The organism is Corynebacterium xerosis NBRC 16721 = ATCC 373, from assembly GCF_001552415.1.
GTDB classification, from domain to species: domain Bacteria; phylum Actinomycetota; class Actinomycetes; order Mycobacteriales; family Mycobacteriaceae; genus Corynebacterium; species Corynebacterium xerosis.
The window spans coordinates 72,989-92,001 of record NZ_BCRD01000003.1 but is presented as its reverse complement, the minus strand read 5'-3'; the positions used below and the strand labels follow the sequence as shown (position 1 = coordinate 92,001).

Here is a 19,013-nt window from a genome sequence, read left to right as displayed (position 1 = left end):
TACTGTGACCCACGCTATACCTGTGATCCACGCCACGCCGACGCACAAGGACCCGACATGAACGCCCCCGTTTCCGCCGCCCCCGGCCTCGACCGCACCGTCCACCCCGGCGCCCCGCACCAGCCGCACCCGAAGCGCGTACAGGCGCTGCAGCAGGACGACGGCCGCCTGAGCACGCCCGGCCACACCCGCGACAGCGAGGCCTTCCGCGCCGCCCGCGACACCCTCCTGGCGACGCGCACCGACTACGAGGGCGCCCGCGAGGCGTTCCAGTGGCCCGACCTGCAGGACTTCAACTGGGCGCTGAACTGGTTCGACGTCATCGCGTACGAGAACCCCGAGCCGGCGCTGTGGATCGTCGAGCCCGACGGCTCCGAGGCCATCTACTCCTTCGACCTCATGCGCCGCCGCTCCAACCGCGTGGCCAACCACCTGCGCAGCCTGGGCATCGGCCGCGGCGACCGCATCATGCTCATGCTGGACAACCAGGTCGAGCTGTGGGAGACGCTGCTGGCCGCCATGAAGCTCGGCGCCGTGGTCAGCCCCGCGTCGATCCAGCTGCCGGCCGCGGAGACCCCGGAGCGCCTGGAGCGCGCCCGCATCAAGATGGTGGTCACCTCCCGCCGTTACCTGGACCGCTTCGCCGACGTCGCCGCCGACGACGACGTCATCCTGCTCGCCGCCGACGAGGACCAGGAGCCCGTCTCCGGCGATGGCCGCATGCCCGTGATCCCGGTGCACAACTTCCACGACGCCTACATCGCGCCGGACGTGTTCGAGGCCGACGGCCCGACCCGCCCCGACGACCTGCTGCTGCTGTACTTCACCTCCGGCACCACGTCGAAGCCGAAGCTCGTCGCCCACACCCACGCCAGCTACCCGGTGGGCACGCTGACCACCATGTACTGGCTCGGCGTGCAGCCCGGCGACGTGCACATGTCCATCTCCCAGCCGGGTTGGGCCAAGCACTCGTGGTCGCAGGTGTTCGCGCCGTGGTCGGCGGAGGCGTGCATCTTCATCTACAACACCGACCGCTTCGACGCGGCGGCGCTGATGGGCCAGCTCGACCGCTGTGGCGTGGACACGTTCTGCGCCCCGCCGACGGTGTGGCGCATGTTCATCCAGGCCGACATGACCGGCATGTCGCGCGTGCCCCGCGAGGCGCTCGGCGCCGGCGAGCCGCTCAATCCCGAGGTCATTTCGCAGGTGGAGAAGGACTGGGGCGTGACCATCCGCGACGGCTACGGCCAGACGGAGACCACTGCGCTGGTGTGCAACTCGCCGGGCCAACAGGTCCGCCCCGGTTCGATGGGCCGCCCCTGCCCGGGCGTCGACATCGTGCTGGTCGACCCGGAGACCGGCGAGCTGGTCGACGACGGCGAGATCTGCGTGGTCATGGACGGCCACCCGCTGTTCCTGACCCCGGGCTACCACGAGGACGAGGCCAAGACCGGCGCCGTCATGTTCGACGGGCACTACCACACCGGTGACCGCGGCATCCGCGACGAGGACGGCTACATCACCTTCGAGGGCCGCATCGACGACGTGTTCAAGGCGTCGGATTACCGCATTTCGCCGTTCGAGCTGGAGTCGACGCTGCTGGAGCATCCGGCCGTCGTCGAGGCCGCGGTCATCCCGTCGCCGGACCCGATGCGCCTGGCCGTGCCGAAGGCCGTCGTCCGCCTGGCCGAGGGGGCGGAGGAGAACCTGGAGACCGCGAAGTCGATCATGGCGCACACCGCCGATCGCCTGGCCGGCTTCAAGCGCGTCCGCCGCCTGGAGTTCGCCGACGATCTGCCGAAGACGGCGTCGGGCAAGATCCGCCGCGTCGAGCTGCGCAACAGCGAGCTGGCCCGTCCGGAGACCGAGACCGATCCGGGCGCCGGCGTCGAGATGCGCCGTCCCCGCGAGTACTGGGAGAAGGACTAGGCACGGGCGGGTGGCCGGGGTCGGGCAGGTCCCGGCCGCCCGGCTTTCCCGCTTGACGACGCCCCGCCGCGCCCCCGATTCCCCGGACATCCGGGGAGTCGGGGGCGTTTCCCTTTGGTCACATGCGTCACTGGCGTCTCTTGCGTTGCATTTTTGGAGTATGGTGGTATGTGCTCAAAAGGGTGCCCCGATGGCGCCCGCTCAGCACGAGTTCCCGGGAGGGCGCATGTCGGACCACATCACCACCAGGCAGTCCACCGTGATCCCGGCCACCGTCACGTCGGCGGCCGAGGGGCGGGGCGGTCGGGGGCGTCGTAAAGCGGCCACCGTCGCGTGCGCGGCGCTGGGCGCCCTCGCCCTCGCCGGAGGGGGATTCTTCGCGGGCGCGGCGGTCGGGCGCGACTCCGGGCCCGCGGACGTGGCCTACGAATCCGTCTTCTTCGGGTCGTCCTCGCTCGGCTCGTCGTCGGGATCCTCCTCCGCGCCGGGCGAAGAGGGCGGCGTGAAGGACGCGCCCGCCGAAGCGCCCGCCGGCGACGGCGTCGCGGACCGCTCTGCCGGCGCCGCCGACGGCGCCGAGTCCGCCGACCCCGCCGCCGCGCCCGAACCCGAGGCCGGCACCGGCAGCGGCGGGCGCACCGGGTACGCCGTGCGGGGCGACGTCATCGAGATCGAAGGCGAGGACGTCCTGGTCTGCGCCACCGGCAACGGCTTCGGGCTCAGCCACATCGGCGTGACGCTGGCGGCGGGGGCCGACGGCGACGCCACCCGCGCCGAGTCCGAGCGGCTGTGCGCCGACGCCTTCCGCGTCACCGGCGCGCTCGTGGTCGGCGACCCCGGCGGCGACCTGCTGGCCACCGAGCGCGACGTCCGGGTCGGCGACCGTGCCTACCAGTGCCGTCCGGCGGCCGAGAAGGTGCTGCGGTGCACGGCCGAAGACGGCACCATCGTGACGCTCTGGTCCGCCGCTCCCTGATCGTCCCCCGATCGATGGATGCTCCCACTGACAAAACCACCTACACTGGGGGTAGCGCCGGAGGGGGACGCCTGAGGGCCGCGAATCGGCACCGTCCCCGCAAGTTCCGCGATGCGCCGCAGCGTCGCGCGAGGGAGCGAAAGGCAGGGTGGATGATGCCGGAGATCTTGTACGTCAGCGGGTCGAACATGGGGATGTCGCGCATCGCCGAAGGCCTGACGCGCCACGTCGCGCCGTCCGTGACGGTGACGTCGGCGGGCATCGACGTCGATCCCGATGACCGGGGCGTCGACGAGGATGCGCGCCGGGCGTGCGCCGAGATCGGTGCCCGCTGCGATGGCGATCCGCTGCAGCTGGCCCCGTCGCTGGCGGACCGCGCCGACGTCGTGGTCGTCCTCGGCGACATCGACGTCTCGGAGCACGTGGCGCCGGACGTCGACACGCAGCGGTGGGAGATCCGCGACCCGGCGGCCGACGGCGTCCGCGGCGTCGAGCGATACCGCCTGCTTCGCGACGACCTCCGCGAGCGCATCCTCGGCGTCCTCGAGGATCTCGGCGAGGCGCCGTCCGCGATGTGAGTCGCGGCCGCCCCAATCCTCACCTGGTGGCCTCGGGCGCCGTGCCCGCCGCCTAGGGTGGGTAGACATGAAAATGGGACCATCTCTGCGCCGCACCCTCGTCAACGCCGCGGGCAAGCGCCTGACGCCGAATCGCCTGCGCCACCTGCTCAACGGGTGGCCGCCGCTGGCCGCGATGGGCATCCGCATCACGCACGTCGCGGACGATTGGTCGCGCGGCCGCCTGGAACTGCGGCTCAACCGCCTCAACGCGAACATGCACGGCGCGGCGTTCGGCGGCACGCTGTTCTCGATGACGGACGTGCTCTTCGGGACGCTGGTCATGCAGCGACTGGGCGTCGACCGGTACGAGGCCTGGACCCGCACCGGTTCCTTCGAATACATCCAGCCGGGCCGCCGGGGCTCCTACCTGGAGGTCGAGGCCACCGATGAACTGATCGCGCAGATCCTCGCCGAAACCGAGGGCGGCTTTTCCACGGTCGTTCCGTACACCTCCGTCATCCGCGACCACGACGGCGGGATCGTGGGGATCGGGCAGCAGGACCTGTACGTGCGTCGGCGTGGCATCGGCAAGCCGCCGCCGAATCCGGCGCAGATCGAGCACGTGGCGGGGGAGAACCTCATCGCCGCCGGCCGCACGCTCGCGCGCCTGGGGCTCCGCGGGCCCGAGCACCGCGAGCGCTTGACGCAGCATGAGCGCATGGCCCGGCGCTGCGTCCGGCCCGAGGCCCGCGCCGTGGCGTGGCTCGACGGCGTCCTGGAGCTGGGCGACGTCAGCGTGGAGGATTACCGCGCCGCCGGTCTGCCCGACGTGGTCATCGAGGCCCTGACCGCCGACAAGCCCGGTGCCGCCGCGATGTCGCTGCGCGCCGAGGTCGTCGAGGCCCGGGAGTCGCTGGCGAAGTATTAGGCCCAGGTTCCCTGCACCCACTTCGCGTTCCCTCAGCTTCTCCTGCGGCAATCATTCATAACCGCGCGTAGCGTGGTCCTCACCGATTAATCACGGTCACCCGCGGTGGCGTCATCGGCGCCGCCGCCCGTTGACCGGCACGACGGCACGGAAGAGGCGTGAATTGAACATGAGCGGGAACTTCGCCCGGCAATTGGTCGACACTTTGGCGGCGCAGGGGGTGCGGCGGATCTTCGGCCTGGTCGGAGACAGCCTCAACCCCGTCGTCGACGCGGTGCGGCAAAGCGACGACATCGAGTGGATCCACGTCCACAACGAGGAGTCCGCGGCCTTCGCCGCCGGCGCCGAATCGCTGGTCACCGGCGACCTCGCCGTCTGCGCCGCCTCCTGCGGCCCCGGCAACACCCACCTCATCCAGGGGCTTTACGACGCGCACCGCAACGGCGCGAAAGTGCTGGCCATCGCCTCGCACATCCCGTCGCAGATGATCGGCTCGTCCTTCTTCCAGGAGACCCACCCCGAGCAGATCTTCCAGGAGTGCTCCGGCTACTGCGAGATGGTCAACTCGGCGGAGCAGGGCGCGAAGATCCTCCACAACGCCATCCAATCGACGATGGCCGGAAACGGCGTATCCGTGCTGGTCATGCCGGGTGATCTGGCATCGGAGGACGCGGCCGACATGCCGACGCTGAAGTCGACGGTGACCGCCGCACGAGGCGTCGTCAAGCCCGAAAAGTCGCAGGTCGACGATCTGGCCCGGGCCATCAACGACGCCGAATCGGTGACGTTCATGGTCGGGGCCGGCGCCGCGGGCGCCCGCGACGAGGTCCTCGAACTGGCCGCGCGGATCAAGGCGCCCGTCGGCCACGCGCTCGGCGGCAAGGAGATCATCGAGTACGACAACCCCTTCGACGTCGGCATGTCCGGGCTGCTCGGTTACGGCGGGCTGCAGAAGGCGATGGACGACGCCGACCTGTTCATCATGATCGGCACCGACTTCCCGTACTCCGACTTCCTGCCGACGGCCAACGTCGCGCAGATCGACGCCGACGCCTCGCACATCGGCCGGCGCACCACGGTGACCCACCCCGTCCACGGCGACGTCGGCGAAACCATCCGCGCGGTCCTGCCGCTGGTGACGGAGAAGACCGACTCGTCCTTCCTGGACAAGATGCTGCGCCACCACGAGCGCGAACTGACCAAAGTCGTCGAGGCCTACACCCACGGCGTGGAGGACCGCACCCCGATCCACCCGGAGTTCGCCGCGCGCGTGCTCGACGAGCTCGCCGCCGACGACGCCGTGTTCACCGTCGACACCGGCATGTGCAACGTGTGGGCGGCGCGCTACGTCACGCCCAACGGCCGCCGCCGCGTGCTCGGATCGTGGCGCCACGGCACCATGGCCAACGCCCTGCCGCACGCCATCGGCGCCCAGGCGGCGGACCCGACCCGCCAGGTCATCTCCATGTCCGGTGACGGTGGGCTGGCGATGCTCCTCGGGGAGCTGCTCACCGTGCGCCGCAGCGGCCTGCCGGTGAAGACGATCGTGTTCAACAATTCCTCGCTGGGCATGGTCAAGCTGGAGATGCTCGTCGAGGGGATGCCCGACTACGGCACCGACCACGACGACGTCGACTACGCCGCCGTCGCCGCCGCCATGGGAATGCGGTCGGTGCGCATCACCGACCCGAAGCGCCTGCGCGAGCAGCTCGCCGACGCCCTGGCCTACGACGGCCCGGTGCTCGTCGACGTGGTCACCGACCCCGACGCGCTGTCGATGCCGCCGGAGATTTCGCTGGAGCAGGTCGCCGGTTTCGCCAAGGCGTCGGTGCGCACCGTCCTCGACGGCGGGGTGGGCAAGATGATCGACATGGCCCGCGCGAACCTGCGCAACGTGCCGCGGCCGTAGCGGTCGGCGAAGGGGCCGCCGTCAGGCCAGCAGCTCCGCCACGAACTCGGCGATGCCGCGGTCGTGCGGCTGCAGCTGGTGGGGCACGCCGCGGCCGAGCACGTCCTCGAGCCGCACGGTGCGCGCCCCCGGATACTCGTCCGGCGTCAGCGCCGACCCCGCCGGAATGATGCGGTCGGCGTCGGTGACCAGGTCGAACCAGTCGGGCAGCGGGGCCGAGCCGGCGTCGCGCACCGCCCGCGCGACCTCCGGCTCCCCGCCGGTGCGGCGCAGCGCCCGCGCCAACTCCATCTGATCGGCCAACGCGGGACCGAACGTGGCGCCGACCAGCTTCTTCGGCAGCCCGTGGCCGCGCACGCCGCGATGCCCGCCGGAAATGCACGCCACCCGCCGGATCGCGCCGGGTGGCAGGGCGCCCGGCTCCTCCCTCAGCATCGCCGCGACCATCAGGCCCGCGAGCAGGCCGCCCTGCGAATGGCCCACCACGTCGACCTGCGCCGCCCCGGTCGCCTCGAGCGTGCGCCGCACGATCCCCGTGACCTCGGCAAGGTTGTCCCGCACCGGCCGCGTCCCCCGTTCCCCGTACGTCGGGGCGACGACGACGCGGCCGCGGGCCAGCAGCTCCATCGCCAGATTCGCCCAATTCCCGCCGCTGGCCACCGTGCCGTGCAGGCACACCACGGGCGGCCCCGCCTCCTCGTTCCACTCGGCCCGCGTGCGGACCCCGGATTCCCCGTCGGCGGACACGTCCAACACCCCGGCCGGCAACGTCCCCTGCGGCGGATACCTCAGCGCCAGGGGTTTCATCGGCGGTCGGGCTCTTCCCCGGGCTCTTCACCGGGTTCCTCCCCGGACTCTTCACCCGGCGAACCCTGCAGCCCCTGCAGCCCCGCGAACCCCTGGAACCCGCTGAACCCGGCGCGTTCCGCCCACTCGGAAAAGCCCTGCCGCGACGTCAGATTCGACAGCAGCGACGCAATCCCGGTCACGTTGCCGCTCAAGCCGCCATCGCCTGCGTCGCCCGCGTCGATGCGTTCCTCGGGGGCGGCGCCGTAATCGTCGTCAAGCTGCCCTTCGTCGTTCGAATCCTCGGCCACGAACGCCCCGCCGGAAAAGGACTCGTTGACCAGCGCCAGCAACTGCTCCCGCACCAGCGCCCGCACCCTGCGGTCCGTGGCCACGTGCTCGTGCAGCACCACCGCCTGCGGGTACCGGTCCTGCACCCAGATGTTGTCCACCGTGCCCTGGCCGCCATCGTCGAGGAAACACGACGACGGCGGATTGATCAGCTGATCCGTCTTGCTGGCGATGCACGTGTACGTCACGCCCGGGGCGGTCACGTCGCGTTCGGCGATGTCGTCCAGCAACGGCGACCCCGTCAACTGCTCGATGCCCGACGTCCCCCAGTAGCTCTGCACGAAGTTGTTCACCAGCGACTTCGTCCCCGGGATCTTCAGCAGGCTCGCCGCCGCGCCGCCCAGCGACGTCCCGTGGTTCGGCGCCGCCAGGCACACCACGTGCCGCGTGAACTGCGGATCGCGGAACGACAGCAGCGTCGCCAGCAACCCGCCCTGCGAATGCCCCACGAGGATCGCCCGCCGGCCGCCCGTGGCCACCAGCACCTGGCGGATGTACGCCGACAACTGCTCCATCGACTCCGTCAGCGGCCCCGTCGCCCGGTACCCGTAATCCGGGGCGAACACCCCCCAACCGTCCTTGCGCAGCTCCGCGCCGAGGTCCTCCCACACCCCCTTGGCGTGGCCCGTGCCGTGGATCAGCACCACCGGCCACGGGCGCTTCGGCGACACCGTCGCCTGTCAGTCGTCCTCGAAAATCCCGCGGCGCGTGCGATACGTCGCGTACGGGACCTGCGGAGTTTCGTCGGCCATTACGCCAGGTCCGTGGTTCCCAGCGCGTTCCGGAGCTTGTCGGCGGCCTCGTCCATCTTCGCCGGGTCCGGGTCGCGATTGACGTTGGCCAGGTTGAACCCGCTCATGTCCTCCGCCGGGAAGACGTGGATGTGCGCGTGCGGCACCTCGAACCCGGCGATGAGGTAGCCGGCGCGCGGGGCGTCGAACGACTCGACGACTGCGGCGCCGACCTTCTGCGCCACCTCATTCATGTGGGCCCACAGCGCGGGGTCGGCGTCGGTCCACTTGTCCACCTCCTCGACGGGAATGACCAGCGTATGTCCGTACGCCACCGGCTCGATGGTCAGGAACGCCACGACCTTCTCGTCGCGGTAGACGAACCGGCCCGGCAGCTCGCCGTTGATGATCTTCGTGAAGACGGTGCTCATGCCGCCCAGGGTAATGGCGAACCCGGATCGGGGCAGGGGGACGGCGTCATCCACGGTTGCGGGCTCGCGCCGATTCATCCACAGCTTGACGACGCCCACGTCCCCTCCGTCCGCCGCCATCGCTTGCCATGGGGGACACTTGCCGCGGGGGAGTCGTGGCCGGGGAAGAAGGGGAAGCGGGGCAGCATGACGGGGGAACACATGGGGGAGAGCAATCGCGCACGCGGGGAGCATTGGCCGCCGCCGCCCGACGCGGTGCCGCGGACGCGCGCGGAGATCGTCGCCGCGCACGGTCCCGGCGCCGAACGGACGTGGCGGCGCGTGCGCCACGGCATGTACGTTCCGCCCGGCGCGGAGGTCACGGCGCAGGTCCGGGCGCTTGCGGAACTGCGCGCCCGGCCGACGGCGGTGCTGTCCGGAGCGGCGGCCGCCCGTGCCTGGGGTCATCCGTGTGTGGCGGCCGATGTGCCCGAGATCGTGCTCATCGGCCGCGATGACGGTGGTCGGGCGGCGGCATGCGTCTCGGAGCCCGTGACCATTCGGCGCCGTCGGCTCGCCGGTCGTGCCCGGCGATGCGAGTTGGCCATCGGTGCCGGGGGCACGGCGACGATCCTCGTCGCCGGGCCTCTCGACGCGACCATCGATTGCGTGGCGAACTTGCCGGAGGACGAGGCGATCGCCTTCCTCGACGGCGCGATCCGCGTATGGCGCATCGACGATGCATTGCGACGGTGGGCCGGGGAAAGCGGGCGGGACGGCGCTGCGCGCATGCGTGAACTGTTGCAATGGGTCGACTGGCGCGCCGAATCGCGGCCCGAGAGCCTGCTGCGGACGAAACTCCGCCGTGCGGGACAGGGACAGTGGGTGCCTCAGCTGATGGTGCTCGTCGGCAGCGGGAAAAGGTGGATCGACCTCGGGGATCACGATCTCCGCATCGGCCTGGAGTATCACGGCCAGGGCCACTGGAAGGATGCGGAAGCTCGGCGGAGCGATGCTCTGCGCGTCAACGAGTTCCGGGAGGTGGGGTGGTTGATCATCGAAGTGACGGCGCTCGATCTGTTCCGCGATTTCGACTCGCTTTTGCGGCGCATCGACGAGCATCGCCGGCGCATCGAGGCAGAGCGCGCGGCGGACCTGGCGTGGAGGCGGGGAAAGGCGATCGATGGCATGCGCCTGCGCCTGAATAGATGGCTGAAGTAAGGGGTGCCACCGGAGGACTCTTGGCGCCGAAAAAAGTCGACTTCCATTTCGGCCCGCAAGGGCCTCGTGGCCGTCCTTCGGACACATGTGCGGATTCAACGGTGAACGACGTTGTGGGGCCATTGAGCGCGTTTTTCGCGACATGCCTCGATGTGGATATTCGAATAAATATCGAACACCCCCATGGATTCAACATTGTCCCGCTCGCGAGCAATTCGACTGGTGCATGCGGGTCGAAGTTGAAGGAATTCGGGGCAAATACTTCAACATCGTCCCGCACGTCATCGCAGATTCCGTCGTGTGCGGGACGAAATTGAATCTGCCGCGCCGGCGGTGCGACTGGGCGCCCAACTGGCTGCAACGGGGAGGGGGCGAGGTGGTCAGTGAGTGGAGATCGGAGTGGGGTCGGAGTGGTCTGTGAGTGGGCACAGGCGGTGGGTGGGGTGTGGGTGGCGCGGGGTGGGGGACGAGGGAAGCGGCGAAAGAAGGTCCGAAGAAGCGCCGAGTTCGACGCGGGCAGAGCCCGGCGGTGGCCGAATTGCGCGAATGTGATTCGTTTGACGGGGGTAGTTTTCGCGCTCTTGTGGGGCGGGCTTTGCGACGTCCCATCGTGACGCGATTTCGACGATCGGCGAGAAGTTCGGTGGAGCGCGTGAGGCCGTGGGCTTCGATGCAGCTACCGCTTTCGGGGGTGTCCGCGCTGCCGGGATAATCGGAGAATCGGGAATTTTCCGCCGTGGTGAAGGTTTGACGTGCGGAAATGTCGGTCATCGATTAAGGCGATGGAACGGTTCCGTGGGGCGCTCCGGGGCGGCTGTAATGCGGGGGTAATCGGCCCCGACAATCGAATGCGTGCCCCCGGTGCCTTGGCCAAAATCATCCGCGGGGTGAGCCAGTGGGGCGGCCAGGTGAGAGGGCCGCAGCGGGTGCGGACGGCACCCGGCGGAGCGCCACGATGGCCCATGGGCGGTGGGGCCGTCGCAGCACTCCGGCGGGAACGTCGGGGAGGGCGCACCCGCGCTTCGGGAGGGGAAACGCGGTGAATCCCGTGGCGAGCCACCGGGCGGAAGACGCCCGGGGCCGGCGCGAGGGAGGAACCGCGGCAACCGCCCGGCCTCCCGTCCGGGAATTTCGGGGGTCATTTCACCGGACGGGACGGGCACGGGCACGCTCACCCCGGCGGTCGCCTCCGCCATGGGGAGGGGGACGGCGGAGGCGGCCGGGACGCGGGGGCCGAGCGAGGGCACCGCGGGACGGCACCGCGGGGCGGCGCCGCAAGCAGAGCACGCAGACGCCGGCGCGAATGGGGCGCCGCGGGGCGGGGCCGCGGGCCGTCGCAAAGCAAGGGGGAGCCCGGAATGTGGGCCGCGACCTGGTGCGTAGAATCACGGGCATGCGCATTCTCGTTATCGGTTCCGGTGCCCGCGAGCACGCCCTCCTCCATTCCATGAGCAAGGACCCGCAGGTCGGCGAGTCCGATCTGCACGTCGCGCCGGGCAACGCCGGCATGTCCGAGTTGGCCACGATGCACCCGGTGCAGGTCGACGACCCGGCCGCGTGCGTCGCGCTGGCCGACGAGATCGCCCCTGACCTGGTGGTCATCGGCCCGGAGGTGCCGCTGGTGGCGGGCGTGGCCGATGCGCTGCGCGCGAAGGGCTACCCGGTGTTCGGGCCGAACAAGGACGCCGCCCGCATCGAGGGGTCGAAGGCGTTCGCGAAGGACGTCATGGCCGCGGCGGGCGTGAAGACCGCCCACGCCGAGGCGATCCAGCCGGGCGCCTCCGACGCCGACATCGACGCGGCGATCGACCGTTTCGGCCCGAACTGGGTGGTCAAGGACGATGGCCTGGCCGCCGGCAAGGGCGTCGTGGTCACGCAGGACCGCGCCGCCGCCCGCGCGCACGCCGCCGACGTGCTCGCCGCCGGCAACCCGGTGCTGCTGGAGTCCTTCCTCGACGGCCCGGAGGTCAGCCTCTTCTGCCTGGTGGACGGCGAGACCGTGGTGCCGCTGCAGCCGGCGCAGGACCACAAGCGCGTCGGCGACAACGACGAGGGCCCGAACACCGGCGGCATGGGCGCCTACGCCCCGCTGGAGTGGCTGCCGGAGGGCGGCGTCCAGCGCATCGTCGACGAGGTGTGCGTGCCGGTGGCCAAGGAGATGGTCGCGCGCGGCTGCCCGTTCCAGGGCCTTCTCTATGCGGGCCTGGCGTGGGGCGCGGACGGCCCGTCGGTCGTCGAGTTCAACTGCCGTTTCGGCGACCCGGAGACGCAGGCGGTGCTGGCGCTGCTGGAGTCGCCGCTGGCCCAGGTGCTGCACGCCGCGGCGACGGGCACGCTGGCCGAGCAGCCGGAGCTGCAGTGGCGTGACGGCTATGCGCTGACGGTGGTGCTGGCGGCGCACGGTTACCCGCAGGACACCCGCACGGGCGACGTCATCGGGGGCGCCGAGCCGGGCCGCGAGGACGAGGGCGTGCTCCACGCCGGTACGGCGCGCGACGAGGAGGGCAACATCGTGTCCTCGGGCGGCCGCGTGCTCAACGTCGTCGGCGTCGGCGCGACGCTGGAGGAGGCCCGCGAGCGCGCGTACGCCGTGCTGCCGACCCTGGAGCTGGATGGTTCGCATTACCGCACCGACATCGCGCTGCCCGCGGTGGAGGGCCGCATCACCATCCCGCAGTAGAGGCGGGTTCCGCACGCGGGTTTTGCTTTGCGACGCCCCCGCGCGCAGGTCGAATGGCCTGGGCGCGGGGGCGTCGTAAAGCATGGATAAGCTGGGGGCATGATGCCTTCGAAGCGGTCCGAGGTCGCCCCGTTCCACGTGATGGATGTGCTGGCGGCGGCGCAGGAACGGCAGCGGACGCATGGCGACGCGCTGTTCCTGTGCGCGGGACAGCCGTCGACGCCGGCGCCGCGACGGGCGTTGGAGGCGGTGCGGTCGGCGGTGGGGTCGCAGATTCTGGGCTACACCGAGGCGACGGGCATCCCGGAGCTCAAGCGCGCGATCGCCGACGACCACAACCGGCGAATGGCGGCGCGCGGGGGAGCGGGGCGCGAGGTGGCGCCGGAGGACGTGGTGGTCACGACGGGGTCGTCGGGCGGGTTCGTGACGCTGTTCCTGGCGGCGCTGGATCCCGGCGACGACATCGTGCTGGCGCGGCCGGGGTATCCCGCGTACCGGAACACCCTGCAGGCACTGGGCGCCAACGTCGTGGAGATCGACTGTGGGCCGGAGACGCGGTTCCAGCTGACCGTCGAGCTGCTCGAGGGCCTGGCGCAGGTGCCGCGCGCGGTGATCGTGACCAGCCCGGACAATCCGACGGGCACGATCATCGACGCCGACGAGCTCGGCCGCATCGCCCGCTGGTGCGAGGCCAACGGCGTCCTGCTGGTCAGCGACGAGATCTACCACGGCATTTCCTACGGCCGCGAGTGCGTCAGTGCCCGGGAGTTCAGCGACGCCGCGGTGGTGGTGGGCTCGGTGAGCAAGTACCACTCGATGACCGGCTGGCGCGTCGGCTGGCTGATCATCCCCGAATGGCTGCGCGGGCCGTGCGATCGGCTGGCGGCGAACCTGACGGTGTGCCCGCCGGCGGTGTCGCAGTTCGCGGCCATCGAGGCGTTTCACCCGGAGTCGATCGCGGAACTCGACGGCCACGTGCGGCGCTACGCCGCCAACCGCGAACTGCTCATCGAGCGTTTGCCCGATGCCGGCCTGGGCACCTTCGCGCCGCCGGACGGGGGGTTTTACATCTACGCCGATGTCTCGCACCTCACCGATGATTCGTTGACCTGGGCGAGGGGGCTTCTCGACGCCACCGGAGTCGCCGTCGCGCCGGGCGTCGACTTCGACACCGTGGCGGGCCACCGCTGGGTGCGGCTGTGCTTCGCCGGGGCGACGGAGGACATGGCGGAGGCGTGCCGGCGCATCGGCGAATTCAACGGAAAATAGCTCTTCCCTTGCGTCCGCGACGGGTCTAACGTCATCGCGGTGAGCATCACGTTGAGCGTGGGGCGGCGCCGCAGGCACCTCCGCCCCACCATGGCGGTGGCCCTCGGTTTCCTGGGCGTCATCGCGGCTGGCACGGCCCTGTTGGCCGCGCCCTGGTCCTCGGCGTCGGGGGCGGGCACCCCGCTTTCCGACGCCTTGTTCACCGCCACCTCCGCCACCTGTTTGACGGGCCTGATCACCGTGGACACGGCGACTCATTGGTCGGCCGCCGGGCAGGTGACCATCATGGTGCTGATCCAGCTGGGCGGCCTCGGCTTCATGACGATGGCGTCGCTGATGGCGCTGCTCGTCGGCGGGCGGATGGGGCTGCGTCGCAGGCTCGGCGCGACGGCCGAGGGCCGGGGCCTGGATCTGGGCGACGTCGCGTGGGTGGTACGGGCGACGGTGCTGTTCACGCTGGTCGTGGAGTTGCTGGTGGCGTTGGTGCTGACCGTGCGCTTCCACGCCGGATACGGCTACGGCTGGGGTCGCGCGGCGTGGGAGGGCGCCTTCCACGCGATCTCCGGATTCAACAACGCCGGGTTCGCCCTCTACACCGACAACGTCATCGGGTTCGCCGCCGACGCGTGGGTGCTGCTGCCCCTGGCGTTCGCCCTGATGATCGGCGGCATCGGCTTCCCCGTGCTGCTCGAGGTCGCCCGCCGATTTCGCGCCGGCTTCGACGGACGCCCGCGCCGGCGCTGGAGTCTGACCGCCCGGTTCACGCTCATCGGCACCGCGATCCTCGTGCCCGCCGGCACGGCGATGGTGGCGCTGGGCGAATGGGACGGTGCGCTGGGGCATCTGGGGTCCTCGCCGATCCGCCGTGGTCGACATGGGCGTGCCCAGCATCTGGGCGAAGGCGGACAATCAGGCGCACGCGAAGATCCTCGGACAGATCGGCGTCCACCACGTCATCCGGCCAGAGTCGGACATGGGCCGGCGCGTGGCGCACCTCATGGGCGGGCGGGTCCAGGACTACGCGGAATTCGAGCGGGGCTTCGCGGTGGCGAAGATCGCGCCGCCGGTGTCCGTGCTCGACCACCGGGTAGGCGAGGTCAACGCGCGCGGCGATTCCCCCGTGCAGATCCTGGCCATCCGTCCGCGGGACGAAGCTTTTCGACGGGCCCTCGCCGACGACGTGATCCGCGCGGGCGACCTCGTCATCGCCGCCGGGCCCGTCGAGGCGCTGGAGGAGTTCGCCGCGCGGAGGTGACCGGGTGAACTGAATCGGGTGATCCGAACCCGGGGCCACCCGATCCGGGCCACGTGGAATACTTGGGTTCGTGGCCAACAAGAAGAAGATCGCAAACGTCCTGGCAAACCGCTACGCGTCCGCGGAACTCGCGGAACTGTGGAGCCCCGAGCACAAGATCATCCTGGAGCGGCGGCTGTGGGTCGCCGTGCTGAAGGCGCAGGCGGCGCGCGGCATCGAGGTGCCGGAGGGCACCGTCGAGAAGTACGAGGCCGTCATCGACCAGGTCGACCTGGATTCGATCGCCGAGCGCGAGCGTGTCACGCGCCACGACGTCAAGGCCCGCATCGAGGAGTTCTGCGCGCTGGCCGGCACCGAGCACATCCACAAGGGCATGACCAGCCGCGACCTGACGGAAAACGTTGAGCAGCTGCAGATCCTCCAGTCGCTGCAGGCGGTGCGCGACAAGGCCGTCGCCGTCGTCGCCCGCACCGCGGAGAAGGCCGCCGCGTACCAGTCGCTGGTCATGGCCGGCCGGTCCCACAACGTCGCCGCGCAGGCGACCACGCTGGGCAAGCGCTTCGCCTCGGCGGCCGACGAGATGCTGCTGGGCATCGAGCGCGTGGAGAACCTCATCGACCGCTACCCGCTGCGCGGCATCAAGGGTCCGATGGGCACCGCCCAGGACATGCTCGACCTCCTCGACGGCGACGAGGCCGCGCTGGCCTCGCTGGAGACCGAGATCGCCGAGGGCCTCGGCTTCACCCGCGTCTTCGACTCGGTCGGCCAGGTCTACCCGCGCACCCTCGATTTCGACGCGCTGTCCGCGCTGGTCGAGCTGGGCGCCGGTCCGTCGTCGCTGGCCACCACGATCCGGCTGATGGCGGGCAACGAGATCGTCACCGAGGGCTTCAAGGAAGGCCAGGTCGGTTCTTCGGCGATGCCGCACAAGATGAACGCCCGCTCCTGCGAGCGCGTCACCGGCTTCCAGGTCATCCTGCGCGGCTACATGACCATGCTCTCCGAGCTCGCCGGCAACCAGTGGAACGAGGGCGACGTGTCCTGCTCCGTGGTCCGCCGCGTGGCGCTGCCGGACGCGTTCTTCGCCATGGACGGCATGTTCGAGACGTTCCTGACCGTCCTCGACGAGTTCGGCGCGTTCCCGGCCATGATCGACCGCGAGCTGGAGCGCTACCTGCCGTTCCTGGCCTCCACGAAGGTGCTCATGGCGTGCGTGCGAGCCGGCGTCGGCCGCGAGGAGGCCCACGAGGTCATTAAGGAGCATGCCGTCGGCTCCGCCCTGGACATGCGCGAAAAGGGCGCCGAGCAGTCGCTGGTCGAGCGCCTCGCCGCCGATTCCCGCATTCCGCTCGACGAGGAGGGCCTGCGCGACGCGCTCGCCGACCGCCACGCCTTCATCGGCGCCGCGGAATCCCAGGTCGATCGCGTCGTCGCTCGCGTCGACGAGCTCGTGGCGAAGCACCCGGAGGCCGCCGGCTACAAGCCCGGCGACATCCTTTAGCCGGGCTCCGGCGGCGAGCCGTTTAGTTCGCCTCCTCCGAGGTCGGCTCGCTGGTCGCGGATGTCTCGGAAGTCGCGGACGTCTCGGACGTCTCCGACTCATCCGAGGTCGACGTCGAGCCGGCGCCTCCCTCGGACTCCTCGACCACGCCGCACAGGGTGCGGTCGCCGGCGTCGCCGGTCTTCATGGTGTCCTCGTCCGGGCCGTCTTCGGCGTACCGCTCGGGGACATTGGCGAAGTTGTCCGGGTCGGAGTGGACGATGACGGCCGAGCCGTCGTCGTCGAGAAGCAGCTCCCGGGTCAGGCGGTCGGTGGTGAACGTCATGGAGGCGTTGCCGTCCTCGCCGATCAGCAACGGCGGCATGTCGCCGGCGTGACCGGCGCCGCCGTCCGGGTTGCCGTGGCCGACGTCCGCGGCGTCACCGGTCAAGTGCCCGCCGGCGGAAAGGAAGTCGCCGGTCTTGGAACCGTCGGGGGAGTCGCTGTCGGGTTCGCAGACGCCGTTGCCGTGGACGTGGAAGCCGCGGAATCCGGGTTCGAGGTCGCGGGCCTCGACGGTGACGGTGACGCGATCGCCGTCCTCGGCGAAGGTGACCGTGCCCGCGTCGTCGCCGTCGGCGGTTTGGAGCGCGGCGGTGGCGAAGCCCTCGTCGCCCGCCGCGGCGGAGGTGCTGGTCTCGGACGTGTTCGTCTCGGCGGCCGCCGCCGCGTCGGATTCGGTGACGGTGGTGGTCTCGGTGGTGGCGTCGCCGCCGAGGTCGATTCCGCCGTCGCCGCAGGCCGCGAGGCCGAGCGTGAGGGTCGCGGCTCCGAGCGTCGCTGCGGTGATTCGGGTGGTGCGGTGTCGCATGGTCTCTCCTGGTGTCGTCGGGTGTCGTCGTAAACGTCGGTCCGGCAATCGATGTGACCTGTGACACAACATGTTACCCATGTTCACCGCTGGTGTGCGAGGGCCGTGCGCCCGACTCCCGATCCGGGCGAAGTTGTAAGGTCGGATCAGTAGTCCGTTTCCGGCAGCGCCACCAGCGGAACAGCGCCACCAGCAGAACGTGGAGAACGTCATGTGCCTCGGCATCCCGGCCCAGATCGTCGACATCCCCGACCCGTCCCGCGCGAAAGTCGCCATCAGCGGCGTCGAGCGGATGATCGCCACCGATTTGCTTCTCGACGAAGCGCTGGCGGTCGGTGATTGGGTGCTGGTTCACGTCGGTTTCGCCCTGAGCAAGATCGACGAGGAAGAGGCGGCGCTGACGCTGACGCAAATCGAGCGGCTCGGCGGGGACGTGCTTTCCGACGAAGTCGATTCCTTCACCACCAGCCGGATCGAATGAACGGGGCAACGCCATGAAGTACGTCGACGAATTCCGGGACCCGGCCGCCGCGAAAAAGCTGCTGCGGGCCATCGAGGCCAACGCCGCCAAGCTGGACGGGCCCATCGCCCTGATGGAGGTCTGTGGCGGCCACACCCACACCATCTACCGCTACGGGCTGGAGAACCTGCTGCCCGAGAACATCGAGCTGGTCCACGGCCCCGGTTGCCCGGTGTGCGTGATCCCCATGGGCCGCGTCGACGATGCGCTGTGGCTGGCGGCGCAGGATGACGTCATCCTCACCACCTTCGGCGACATGATGCGCGTGCCCGGTTCGGAGGGTTCGCTTCTCGACGCCCGCGCGAAGGGCGCCGACGTGCGTTTCCTGTATTCGCCGTTGGACGCGCTGAAGTTGGCGGAGGAGAACCCGGACAAGCACGTCGTATTCTTCGCCGTGGGGTTCGAGACCACCGCGCCGTCCACGGCGGTGACGTTGGAGGCGGCCCGTCGCAAAGCAATCCCGAACTTCTCGGTGTTCTCCAACCACGTGACCATCGAGCCCCCGCTGCGGGCGATCGTCGACGGCGGGGAGACCGAGGTCGACGGGTTCATCGGCCCCGGCCACGTGGCCACGGTGGTGGGCACGAAGGCGTTCGATTTCCTGCCGGGCGAGTTCGGCATGCCGTGCGTGGTCGCCGGCTTCGAGCCGTTGGACATCCTGCAGGCCGTGGCGATGTTGGTGGATCAGTTCGTCTCCGGCGACGTCGCCGCCGGCAAAGCGGCGGTGGGCAACCAGTACGCGCGCGTGGTGCGGCCCGAGGGCAACCCGGCGGCCGAGGCGCTGCTGGATCGCGTGTTCACCGTCCGCGACCGCTTCGAATGGCGCGGGCTGGGCTGGCTCGACGACTCCGGGCTGGGCATCGCCGAGGAGTATGCGCGGTGGGATGCGGAGAAACGCTTCACCGTCCCCGGCGCGCTGATCCCCGACCCCGTGGCCTGCGAGTGCGGCTCGGTGCTCACCGGGCGGATCAAGCCGTGGGAGTGCCGGGTGTTCGGCACGGCGTGCACGCCGGATACGCCGATCGGCACGTGCATGGTTTCGCCGGAGGGCGCCTGCGCGGCGTACTACAACTTCGGCCGCATCGACCGGAAGGTCACCGTCGAGCTGGGCTCGCGCCCGAATTGACCCGGAAACAG

General features: G+C 70.4%; 16 protein-coding genes and 1 pseudogene. 13 read left to right on the top strand and 4 right to left on the bottom strand.

The annotated features are described in order from the left end of the window. Nucleotides 1-57: 57 nt before the first annotated feature. The 5 genes from CX1_RS06010 to CX1_RS05990 all read left to right on the top strand — a co-directional run bounded on the left by CX1_RS06010 (nucleotide 58) and on the right by CX1_RS05990 (nucleotide 6,302). The gene (locus CX1_RS06010) at nucleotides 58-1,929 is read left to right on the top strand and encodes an AMP-binding protein (protein WP_113570047.1); all 1,872 of its coding nucleotides are present in this window, start codon (nucleotides 58-60) and stop codon (nucleotides 1,927-1,929) included. Between the two features lie 226 nt (nucleotides 1,930-2,155). Continuing rightward, nucleotides 2,156-2,905 (top strand): hypothetical protein, encoded by a 750-nt coding sequence (locus CX1_RS06005; RefSeq protein WP_060925405.1) that lies wholly within the window; start codon nucleotides 2,156-2,158, stop codon nucleotides 2,903-2,905. Nucleotides 2,906-3,057: 152 nt separating this feature from the next. Next, the gene (locus CX1_RS06000; RefSeq protein WP_046650238.1) at nucleotides 3,058-3,483 is read left to right on the top strand and encodes an arsenate-mycothiol transferase ArsC; all 426 of its coding nucleotides are present in this window, start codon (nucleotides 3,058-3,060) and stop codon (nucleotides 3,481-3,483) included. A gap of 67 nt (nucleotides 3,484-3,550) precedes the next feature. Next, the gene (locus CX1_RS05995) at nucleotides 3,551-4,393 is read left to right on the top strand and encodes a PaaI family thioesterase (RefSeq protein WP_046650237.1); all 843 of its coding nucleotides are present in this window, start codon (nucleotides 3,551-3,553) and stop codon (nucleotides 4,391-4,393) included. Nucleotides 4,394-4,562: 169 nt separating this feature from the next. Next, nucleotides 4,563-6,302 carry a pyruvate dehydrogenase gene (locus CX1_RS05990; protein ID WP_060925404.1) on the top strand — a complete coding sequence of 580 codons (1,740 nt, stop codon included), beginning with the start codon at nucleotides 4,563-4,565 and terminating at the stop codon, nucleotides 6,300-6,302. A gap of 21 nt (nucleotides 6,303-6,323) precedes the next feature. Here the strand turns inward: CX1_RS05990 and CX1_RS05985 are convergent, their stop codons facing one another. From CX1_RS05985 to CX1_RS05975, 3 genes are all read right to left on the bottom strand, one after another. Beyond that, on the bottom strand, nucleotides 6,324-7,049 hold the full coding sequence (locus CX1_RS05985; protein WP_168938037.1) for an alpha/beta hydrolase: 726 nt from the start codon (nucleotides 7,047-7,049) through the stop codon (nucleotides 6,324-6,326). A gap of 56 nt (nucleotides 7,050-7,105) precedes the next feature. After that, nucleotides 7,106-8,110: an alpha/beta fold hydrolase gene (locus tag CX1_RS05980; RefSeq protein WP_082719162.1), complete on the bottom strand. Its 1,005-nt coding sequence runs from the start codon at nucleotides 8,108-8,110 to the stop codon at nucleotides 7,106-7,108. A gap of 80 nt (nucleotides 8,111-8,190) precedes the next feature. Further along, the gene (locus CX1_RS05975; protein ID WP_046650261.1) at nucleotides 8,191-8,601 is read right to left on the bottom strand and encodes an HIT family protein; all 411 of its coding nucleotides are present in this window, start codon (nucleotides 8,599-8,601) and stop codon (nucleotides 8,191-8,193) included. 186 nt (nucleotides 8,602-8,787) lie between these two features. Between CX1_RS05975 and CX1_RS05970 the strand changes: the two genes are divergently transcribed. The 6 genes and pseudogenes from CX1_RS05970 (at nucleotide 8,788) to purB (ending at nucleotide 16,506) form a co-directional block, all read left to right on the top strand. Continuing rightward, nucleotides 8,788-9,801: a hypothetical protein gene (locus CX1_RS05970; protein WP_146780718.1), complete on the top strand. Its 1,014-nt coding sequence runs from the start codon at nucleotides 8,788-8,790 to the stop codon at nucleotides 9,799-9,801. Nucleotides 9,802-11,194: 1,393 nt separating this feature from the next. Beyond that, nucleotides 11,195-12,481 (top strand): phosphoribosylamine--glycine ligase, encoded by a 1,287-nt coding sequence (gene purD, locus CX1_RS05965; protein ID WP_060925401.1) that lies wholly within the window; start codon nucleotides 11,195-11,197, stop codon nucleotides 12,479-12,481. Between the two features lie 99 nt (nucleotides 12,482-12,580). After that, nucleotides 12,581-13,750: an aminotransferase class I/II-fold pyridoxal phosphate-dependent enzyme gene (locus tag CX1_RS05960; RefSeq protein ID WP_046650233.1), complete on the top strand. Its 1,170-nt coding sequence runs from the start codon at nucleotides 12,581-12,583 to the stop codon at nucleotides 13,748-13,750. 90 nt (nucleotides 13,751-13,840) lie between these two features. Then, nucleotides 13,841-14,440, top strand: a pseudogene (locus CX1_RS12030) (potassium transporter TrkG); the annotation flags it as partial. Nucleotides 14,441-14,624: 184 nt separating this feature from the next. Beyond that, nucleotides 14,625-15,005 (top strand): TrkA C-terminal domain-containing protein, encoded by a 381-nt coding sequence (locus tag CX1_RS12365; RefSeq protein ID WP_113570056.1) that lies wholly within the window; start codon nucleotides 14,625-14,627, stop codon nucleotides 15,003-15,005. A 70-nt stretch (nucleotides 15,006-15,075) separates the two neighbouring features. Then, complete coding sequence (gene purB / locus CX1_RS05950) at nucleotides 15,076-16,506, top strand: adenylosuccinate lyase (RefSeq protein ID WP_046650232.1); 1,431 nt, start codon at nucleotides 15,076-15,078, stop codon at nucleotides 16,504-16,506. 22 nt (nucleotides 16,507-16,528) lie between these two features. Here the strand turns inward: purB and CX1_RS05945 are convergent, their stop codons facing one another. After that, complete coding sequence (locus CX1_RS05945) at nucleotides 16,529-17,356, bottom strand: superoxide dismutase family protein (protein WP_082719161.1); 828 nt, start codon at nucleotides 17,354-17,356, stop codon at nucleotides 16,529-16,531. A 211-nt stretch (nucleotides 17,357-17,567) separates the two neighbouring features. On the opposite strand from CX1_RS05945, the gene CX1_RS05940 reads away from it, so the two are divergent. Continuing rightward, nucleotides 17,568-17,837, top strand: coding sequence for a HypC/HybG/HupF family hydrogenase formation chaperone (locus tag CX1_RS05940; RefSeq protein ID WP_046650257.1), 270 nt, complete (start codon nucleotides 17,568-17,570; stop codon nucleotides 17,835-17,837). A 13-nt stretch (nucleotides 17,838-17,850) separates the two neighbouring features. Then, nucleotides 17,851-19,002, top strand: a complete 1,152-nt coding sequence (gene hypD / locus CX1_RS05935) for a hydrogenase formation protein HypD (protein WP_060925400.1) — start codon at nucleotides 17,851-17,853, stop codon at nucleotides 19,000-19,002. Nucleotides 19,003-19,013: the final 11 nt, after the last annotated feature.

What these genes read in the sequence shown, in the direction of transcription:
- CX1_RS05970 (WP_146780718.1), top strand. Translation starts at nt 8,788, where the DNA reads ATGACGGGGGAACACATGGGGGAGAGCAATCGCGCACGCGGGGAGCAT.
- CX1_RS05940 (WP_046650257.1), top strand. Translation starts at nt 17,568, where the DNA reads ATGTGCCTCGGCATCCCGGCCCAGATCGTCGACATCCCCGACCCGTCC.
- CX1_RS05990 (WP_060925404.1), top strand. Translation starts at nt 4,563, where the DNA reads ATGAGCGGGAACTTCGCCCGGCAATTGGTCGACACTTTGGCGGCGCAG.
- CX1_RS05960 (WP_046650233.1), top strand. Translation starts at nt 12,581, where the DNA reads ATGATGCCTTCGAAGCGGTCCGAGGTCGCCCCGTTCCACGTGATGGAT.
- CX1_RS12365 (WP_113570056.1), top strand. Translation starts at nt 14,625, where the DNA reads ATGGGCGTGCCCAGCATCTGGGCGAAGGCGGACAATCAGGCGCACGCG.
- CX1_RS06010 (WP_113570047.1), top strand. Translation starts at nt 58, where the DNA reads ATGAACGCCCCCGTTTCCGCCGCCCCCGGCCTCGACCGCACCGTCCAC.
- CX1_RS05975 (WP_046650261.1), bottom strand. Translation starts at nt 8,601, where the DNA reads ATGAGCACCGTCTTCACGAAGATCATCAACGGCGAGCTGCCGGGCCGG.
- purD (WP_060925401.1), top strand. Translation starts at nt 11,195, where the DNA reads ATGCGCATTCTCGTTATCGGTTCCGGTGCCCGCGAGCACGCCCTCCTC.
- CX1_RS06000 (WP_046650238.1), top strand. Translation starts at nt 3,058, where the DNA reads ATGATGCCGGAGATCTTGTACGTCAGCGGGTCGAACATGGGGATGTCG.
- CX1_RS05945 (WP_082719161.1), bottom strand. Translation starts at nt 17,356, where the DNA reads ATGCGACACCGCACCACCCGAATCACCGCAGCGACGCTCGGAGCCGCG.
- CX1_RS05995 (WP_046650237.1), top strand. Translation starts at nt 3,551, where the DNA reads ATGAAAATGGGACCATCTCTGCGCCGCACCCTCGTCAACGCCGCGGGC.
- hypD (WP_060925400.1), top strand. Translation starts at nt 17,851, where the DNA reads ATGAAGTACGTCGACGAATTCCGGGACCCGGCCGCCGCGAAAAAGCTG.
- CX1_RS06005 (WP_060925405.1), top strand. Translation starts at nt 2,156, where the DNA reads ATGTCGGACCACATCACCACCAGGCAGTCCACCGTGATCCCGGCCACC.